The sequence below is a fragment of the Clostridium sp. genome (assembly GCF_016650095.1).
Classification (GTDB): Bacteria; Bacillota; Clostridia; order Clostridiales; family Clostridiaceae; genus Clostridium_AD.
Window position 1 is genome coordinate 1 of sequence record NZ_JAENWL010000192.1, and the last position, 6,872, is coordinate 6,872.

General features: G+C 29.0%; 6 protein-coding genes. 2 read left to right on the plus strand and 4 right to left on the minus strand.

Going from position 1 to position 6,872, the window contains the following annotated elements:
• Nucleotides 1–79 precede the first annotated feature (79 nt).
• Nucleotides 80–505, minus strand: a complete 426-nt coding sequence (locus tag JJE11_RS11705; RefSeq protein WP_291635788.1) for a hypothetical protein — start codon at nt 503–505, stop codon at nt 80–82.
• 235 nt (nt 506–740) lie between these two features.
• Here JJE11_RS11705 and JJE11_RS11710 point away from each other — a divergent pair, with 235 nt between their 5' ends.
• Complete coding sequence (locus tag JJE11_RS11710) at nt 741–1,361, plus strand: GGDEF domain-containing protein (RefSeq protein ID WP_291635790.1); 621 nt, start codon at nt 741–743, stop codon at nt 1,359–1,361.
• An 81-nt stretch (nt 1,362–1,442) separates the two neighbouring features.
• Nucleotides 1,443–2,858 (plus strand): amino acid permease, encoded by a 1,416-nt coding sequence (locus JJE11_RS11715; RefSeq protein ID WP_291635792.1) that lies wholly within the window; start codon nt 1,443–1,445, stop codon nt 2,856–2,858.
• Between the two features lie 85 nt (nt 2,859–2,943).
• On the opposite strand, the gene JJE11_RS11720 is transcribed toward JJE11_RS11715, so the two are convergent.
• Genes JJE11_RS11720 through JJE11_RS11730 form a run of 3 tightly spaced genes read right to left on the minus strand, consistent with a single transcriptional unit; the run spans nt 2,944 to nt 6,714 of the window.
• Nucleotides 2,944–3,759 carry an EFR1 family ferrodoxin gene (locus JJE11_RS11720; protein WP_291635794.1) on the minus strand — a complete coding sequence of 272 codons (816 nt, stop codon included), beginning with the start codon at nt 3,757–3,759 and terminating at the stop codon, nt 2,944–2,946.
• 28 nt (nt 3,760–3,787) lie between these two features.
• The gene (locus tag JJE11_RS11725) at nt 3,788–6,016 is read right to left on the minus strand and encodes an ABC transporter permease (RefSeq protein WP_291635796.1); all 2,229 of its coding nucleotides are present in this window, start codon (nt 6,014–6,016) and stop codon (nt 3,788–3,790) included.
• Entirely contained in the window at nt 6,016–6,714 is a 699-nt protein-coding gene (locus tag JJE11_RS11730) for an ABC transporter ATP-binding protein (protein ID WP_291635798.1), read from the minus strand. The genes JJE11_RS11725 and JJE11_RS11730 overlap by 1 nt, the downstream gene beginning before the upstream one ends.
• Nucleotides 6,715–6,872: the final 158 nt, after the last annotated feature.

Below are 6,872 nucleotides of genomic sequence, written 5' to 3' on the forward strand. Positions count from 1 at the left end.
AAAAAAAATAAACCCTCAAAATTGGGTTCTATTTTTGGTTTTTATTATATTTATAATTTTAGATGTGACTAAAGATACATTACAGCCTTATATATGATTCTGTTAGATAATTATATTGACTTCTATTTGTTTTATGATAATTAGAAGATTCTTCATTACTATGTTGGTGATTAAATTCAATTAAAAATTTGTCTATTTTACGTAAGGCTACTTTTTTATATGTTATAGTATTCTTTTTATATTGTTTAACACTTTGAAGATATAATTCATATCTACTAAGATTTTCATTGTTTAATATAGCATATTTATTTAAATTGTTTGAATAATACCAATCAATATATTGTTTAACATCTTTAAGATAGGCATCAATAGTATACTTTCTTTTATATTTTTCCTTCAAAAAGCATTCAAAATAATTAATAACTACATACCAATCTGATTTGCTTTGAAAAGCATCTACCTCAATTACATTTCTTATATTTGTAACATTAAATTCACTAAACATTGAAAATACTCCCCCACTCTTTAGATTCCTTCGATTTTATCCATATTTACCAACGTAATTGATAATCAAATAATTGCAATTTTAATTCATTTTGCAATTCTAACGCATGTACATATATATATGATAACATATATATGCACATGTATGTTATCATATAATTAACAAATAATGATACTTTAATAATAAAGACATCAAGTCATGAGATATTAAGTAAGTATTTTGAGGAGAATTTAAGATGAATAAAGTACTAATTTCTATGGAAGAATTGACATCAAAAGTTACAGCATTAATTAAAAATAATGAAGGACCCTTTAGTGTAGTCACATGTGATATTGATAATTTAAATAATATTAATACAATTTATGGGAATAATATTGGTGATGAGGTAATTAATAAAGTTCTTTCTATATTTAACAATAATTTATCTGACACAGACTTAATAAGTAGAAGTGGTGATGAATTCACTTTATTACTTGTAAAAAAAGGTGCAGAGAGAAGCTTTATGGATTTAGAAGAAATACGAAGATATTTATCAGATAACACTTTTGATTTAAAAAGTTCAACTAAAACAGAAAATATTAATATTACTCTAAGTTTTGGAGTTGCTAGCTATCCTCGCGATTCGAAAAATGTCATAGCACTTCTTAGAGTTGCAGATAGTGGCCTTTTTAGAGCCAAAAAACTTGGTAAAAATAGGATTTGTCTTTCAGAGGCAGAAAGTATGGTACTTAAATCAAGTTATTTTACTAAAACCCAATTAAACAGACTTTCAGAACTTTCTAAGTCAAAAGATAGGACTGAAGCATCTCTTTTAAGAGAAGCATTGGATAGTTTATTTAAAAAATATAACAATTAAAAATATATCTAATTAATTACATCAGGGTAATCAGAAACTTTTGTAGTTTTTACAATGATTTTGAAAGGATTGATATACAGTATGAATGATGAAAAGGCAGTTTCTCAGATAGTAGAACACCATAAGAAGAAGGAAAAGAAACGGAGTGGCGAGACTGGAATAACTTGGTGGCAACTAAGTCTCATTGGAATTGGATCTATCGTTGGAGCAGGATTCTTTTTAGGAACCAGTGTAGCAATTAGTTTAACTGGGCCTTCTGTAATCCTAGCATTTTTAATTGCGGGATTTATGTCATATATAACCTTTAGCTCCCTGGCAGAAATGAAAATAAATGATCCAGAAACAGGCTCTTTTAGGGATTATGCTAGAAAAGCTTTCGGAGACAATATTGGTTTTATTAGTGGATGGATGTTTTGGATTGCAGGGGTACTGATTATGTCTAGTGAGGTAACTGCTTTATCTGTATTTTCACGCTATTGGTTCCCACAGATTCCATTATGGGTATTCTCCGTTATATACTCCTGCTTAGGACTGGGCATTAATTTACTAGGAGTAAAAGATTTTGGAGAAATTGAATCATTCTTTGCCATTGTAAAGATTACTGCACTTGTTTCATTTATCATTTTTGGTGTACTATTCATACTTGGGTATGCATCCCCAAAGGGTTCAGTTCCTGGAGCATCAGTAATTTCCTTGTCAACCCTTAATTGGTTTCCAAAAGGTATAAAAGGACTATGGTCTTCTATGATTTTTGCGCTGTTTCCATTCGCTGGTGTAGCAGTAGTTGGAGCTGCTTCTAAAGAATTAAAGCAAAATGAATCTTTCACTAAAGCCATTAATGTGCTTATGTTGGCTTTAACATTCTTATATGTTACCTCCATTGTGTTGATTTTAAAAATGGTATCTTGGAATCAAATCCAGGTGAGTAAGAGTCCCTTTATTACAGCACTTTCCGAATTTCATGTGCCTTATTTGGGTTCTATTTTTAATGTTATTATTGTCAGTGCCGCTTTTTCCACTTTTGTGGGTGCACTTTTTGCCATAACCAATGTATTATTATCCCTTGCAAATGACAATGAAGCCCCAAAAATTGCATTGAAAAAGAATAAAAGAGGCGTAAACGTCATTGCACTTTTAATAGGAACTAGTGGACTACTTGTAACCATCATATTATCTTTTGTATTACCAGACACCATTTACGAATATCTAACCACTTCTGCAGGTGTATTATTGATTATTAATTGGATTATTATTTTAGCTTCACAAATAAAAAATCGAAAATACTATTCTATCAAAAGTACCTCCGAAGGAAAACAATTTAAAATGTTCTTTTCACCCTACAGTTCATATTTGGGCATTTCACTTATAATCCTTACTTTAATTGGAGTGGCATTCAATCCAACCCATCGGATTGGATTGTTTGTAAGTATAGGTATTGTTGTTATCATCTCTCTTGCTTCTATAAAAGGAAAATCAAGCAAAAAAGCGAACAATTAATAAGGTAAAAGTACAACTTCAAGTGGAATTTGCTCGGTAGATTGCAGTTTCACTTGCTACTTTCCTACTATTATTTCCAACCTAATTATTTGGGATTATACGTACCTAAAGGTCCTCTCCATCTAAATTTACCAACTGTTTTTTTACCTATTTGAATAGCTTCCATGGGGCATTGATGTACACATCTCATACAAAGATAGCAGTTGCTGCCAAAACTTACCTTTTCATTTACTTTAATATTATTAGCAGGACATATCCTTTCACATTTTTTGCACTTAATACAATTCTTATCAGCCCAAAACTTTCTTTTTATCCATCCCTCCATAACTATAAATGCCTTTTTCAGAATACTACTAAAAAAAGAATTAGCTATGTTCGAATTCACATTTAAACAAAATCGTTCCACGCCATCATTTTCTAAGGACTTTGTTACTTCTTTTATTCTATTTACCAGAATATCTACCCCTTCAAGTGTTGAGAAATCTATGTTTATTATTTTATGTGCCACAGTAGAATCTTTTTTTAAAAAGGCTAATCCATCTGACCCTGGCATTTTTACATCGGCATATCCAAGCGGATTATATCCAGCTTTTTTAAATATCTCTATAGCATGTTTTATTGAGGTTCCACTAGAAAAAGCTTTTGTGCAAAATATAAAAACTGATTTTGTTTTTGTAGTTGGTATATCCTTTAAATATTCCTGTATAAACACTGGTATATTTAAGGCATAGACTGGAAATCCAAAAATCAAAGCATCATATTTTGATATATTTTCACTCTTAAATAGTTCCAAGGGAAAAAGCTCTATTTCGTACATATCACAGCTTAAATGTTTTTTTATATATTGAGCTACAAACTCCGTGTTACCAGTTCCACTAAAATATAAGATTAATATTTTCATTACATTTACCTCTTTTTTCTTTTATAAGTTACTCTCTCTTTTCCTTTAAGCTATCTGCCATAGATATCTTCATCACCTTACTCTTATTTAAAGATTTAGATATTTCATAGGTTATAATAATAATCACAAAACTAATAAGGATACTACTAATATTCAATTTAGATGGAATAGTTATATTCATCTCCACTGTCATTGCGTTAAAAAAACTAGCTACTGACATTATTATTAAAGGTACTGATATTATATATCCTAATATAACAAGTATGATATTGCTACTGAGTACCAAGGAATAAATCTCTTTCTTTTTATATCCAAGAATTTTAAACATAGAGATGTTGGCTTTATTCTCCTCGATTACAAGTAAGGTCACTACATAAATCACTATAAGACCGATAATAAATGCCATAAACGCAATACCACCAATCATGTATTTCATAGGCTTAAGCATTGTATTATACCCATCAATCATATCTTGCTTACTTACCTCAGATATAAGCTTATCCGCCGGAATATTTAATTTATCAGCAGAGTCTATTTGAAGATAACTATTTTTCGGATATCCATTTGACTTATTGAATTCACTTAGTGGCATATATATTATATTTCCAGTGTAGACCTTTGCAATCTCACCTACTTTTACGGTAAATTCCTCTGAATTCAATTTGTTTTTTACCTTTATACTTTGACCTGTTTTTATATTATATCTATCACTCATTGATTTAGTTATGATAACCTTGTCGAATCCTATGACATCATTATTTTTATCTACTAAACTAATTAGTTTTGAATCTTTTTCCACTCCATAAATAATAAAATCTTCATCCTTATTATTTATTTTACTAGTAAAACTTGATAACGATCTCCTCTCACCCGTGTCCACTTCTCCAACTTGAAGTGCATTAAATGTATATTCATAGTTATACATATAAATATCTGAATAACTATTAGTTACCATATAATCCATTGAATCCTTTGTTGCAAAACCAATTAAAAGTAGCATAGAGGCAAAGGTTACACCTAAAATCATGAGAACTGCTCTAGGTAAACTTCTACATAACTCTCTTATTTTAAACTTTGTATTGAAATTAAATCTATCTAAATTAAGATTTCTTTCAATAAAGTTTACTTTTGTCTTATTATTTCCACCTCTAATTAGCTGTAATGGAGATAATTTAAGAGCCTTGTTTATTACAATGTAGGTTACTGGAATTAAAAATATAAATGGAAGTATGAGGCTTAAAATTGTATATTTAATGTCAAAGTTAACAATCAATAAAGGCAGATTATAATATTTTGTAACTGCAGAAAGTAATGGATTTACAAGCAAACTGCCTATTACTGTTCCCGTGACACTTCCTATTAATGAAATTATTATTGGATATTTAAGATAATGCTTTACTAACTCTTCTTTTGTATTTCCTATAGCATATAGAGTTCCTATCACCAAATATTCTCTTTTAAGTAACCTTGATAGCACAACAGATATAAGTATGCAAGTTAGGATTAAAATAGCAATTGGCAATACTTTTCCAATCATAACTCCTCCCTTTAGATCGCCATCTATAAAAGAAATTCGGTTATTATCTTTTTTATTTATCCATTGAATTAGTATATTATCAAGACTTAAATTACTTTTAAAGTCACTTATATTATCTTTGTTGAATTTAACACTATAAAATGTAAGACCCTTACCAATTTTATTAATATCTTTTTTAGATACCACTGCTACTCCAAATTTTTTGGGATTTTTCAGCATATCGCTTGTAGACTTTAAGGGATAAACATAATCCGGTGTACTCATATAACCAACTATTTTATAATTAGTATTATTAATGTTAAACTCAGTATTAATAGCTAATGAATGAGCACTAGCATATGCTTTATCTATTAATATTTCATTGTCTCCTATAATAGGCTTACCACTTATAACTGCATATTTATCTATTTTATCCGTACTTGATAGTATTCTCAGTACTGATTTATCTTCATTAATATAATCTATTGATTTCCTTTCTTCTAATGTCAAATCATACTTTTCTTCCAGCTCATTTATATTTGTTATTGGATTTTGTATTATAAAACTTGCATCTTCCAATTTATTATTAATCCTGAATGTATTAAGATTATCCTGTACATCTGTCATAGCTATGTTAAAAGAGCTATAAATCATGCAACTAATTATTATTAAAATTATAGAACCTATATATTGAGCCTTATACTCAAATATAGTTCTTTTAATCATTTTTTTTATAACCATTACCATTCAATCCTTTCAGCTGATAATACATTTTCATTTAATACATTCTCACTTATTGCGCCGCTTCTAAGTTTTATTATTCTATTCGATATTCCACTAATTGCAGTATTATGAGTTATTATAATTACAGTAGTATTAAATTTTTTATTTACGTCTGTAATTAGTTTTAAAATTTCCTTAGCAGCTTTATAATCCAGTGCACCAGTAGGTTCATCACATAATAAGAGCTTAGGTTTTTTAACTATTGCTCTTGCAATAGACACCCTTTGCTGTTGACCACCGCTTAATTCTCTTGGAAACCTATTCTTATATTCACTCATGCCAACTGAATTTAAAACTTCATCTATATTAATAGGATCTTTACTTATGTTGGCAGCTACCTCTACATTTTCATAAACAGTAAGATTTGGTACCAAATTATAAAATTGAAATATAAACCCTACTGAATTTCTTCTATATAGAGTTAGTTTATTATCATTTAGTTCCACAATATCTACACCATCTACAATAACATTTCCGCTATCAATATGATCTATCCCACCTATTATATTGAGTAGTGTAGATTTACCTGAACCTGAAGGACCAAGTATTACTCCAATTTCTCCTTCATTCATTGTTAAGCTTATATTTTTTAATGCATCTAAAGATACCTTTCCATTATTATAAGACTTGGTTACATTTTTTATTTCAATAAACATTTTATCCTCCATTCACATATGTTAATTTGTAGTTCGTTCATCTTTGTAGTATATTCATATTGTATTCTTAATATTAAACTTAGTCAAGCTACGTTAAATAAATTTAAATTTAAGATGGCTTTTGACTTTTAGCTAATATTTATGCTAAAATAAATTTA

Bases quoted from the DNA above. Each gene is read 5' to 3' on its own strand.
- JJE11_RS11720 (WP_291635794.1), bottom strand. From the start codon at position 3,759: ATGAAAATATTAATCTTATATTTTAGTGGAACTGGTAACACGGAGTTT.
- JJE11_RS11705 (WP_291635788.1), bottom strand. From the start codon at position 505: ATGTTTAGTGAATTTAATGTTACAAATATAAGAAATGTAATTGAGGTA.
- JJE11_RS11730 (WP_291635798.1), bottom strand. From the start codon at position 6,714: ATGTTTATTGAAATAAAAAATGTAACCAAGTCTTATAATAATGGAAAG.
- JJE11_RS11725 (WP_291635796.1), bottom strand. From the start codon at position 6,016: ATGGTTATAAAAAAAATGATTAAAAGAACTATATTTGAGTATAAGGCT.
- JJE11_RS11710 (WP_291635790.1), top strand. From the start codon at position 741: ATGAATAAAGTACTAATTTCTATGGAAGAATTGACATCAAAAGTTACA.
- JJE11_RS11715 (WP_291635792.1), top strand. From the start codon at position 1,443: ATGAATGATGAAAAGGCAGTTTCTCAGATAGTAGAACACCATAAGAAG.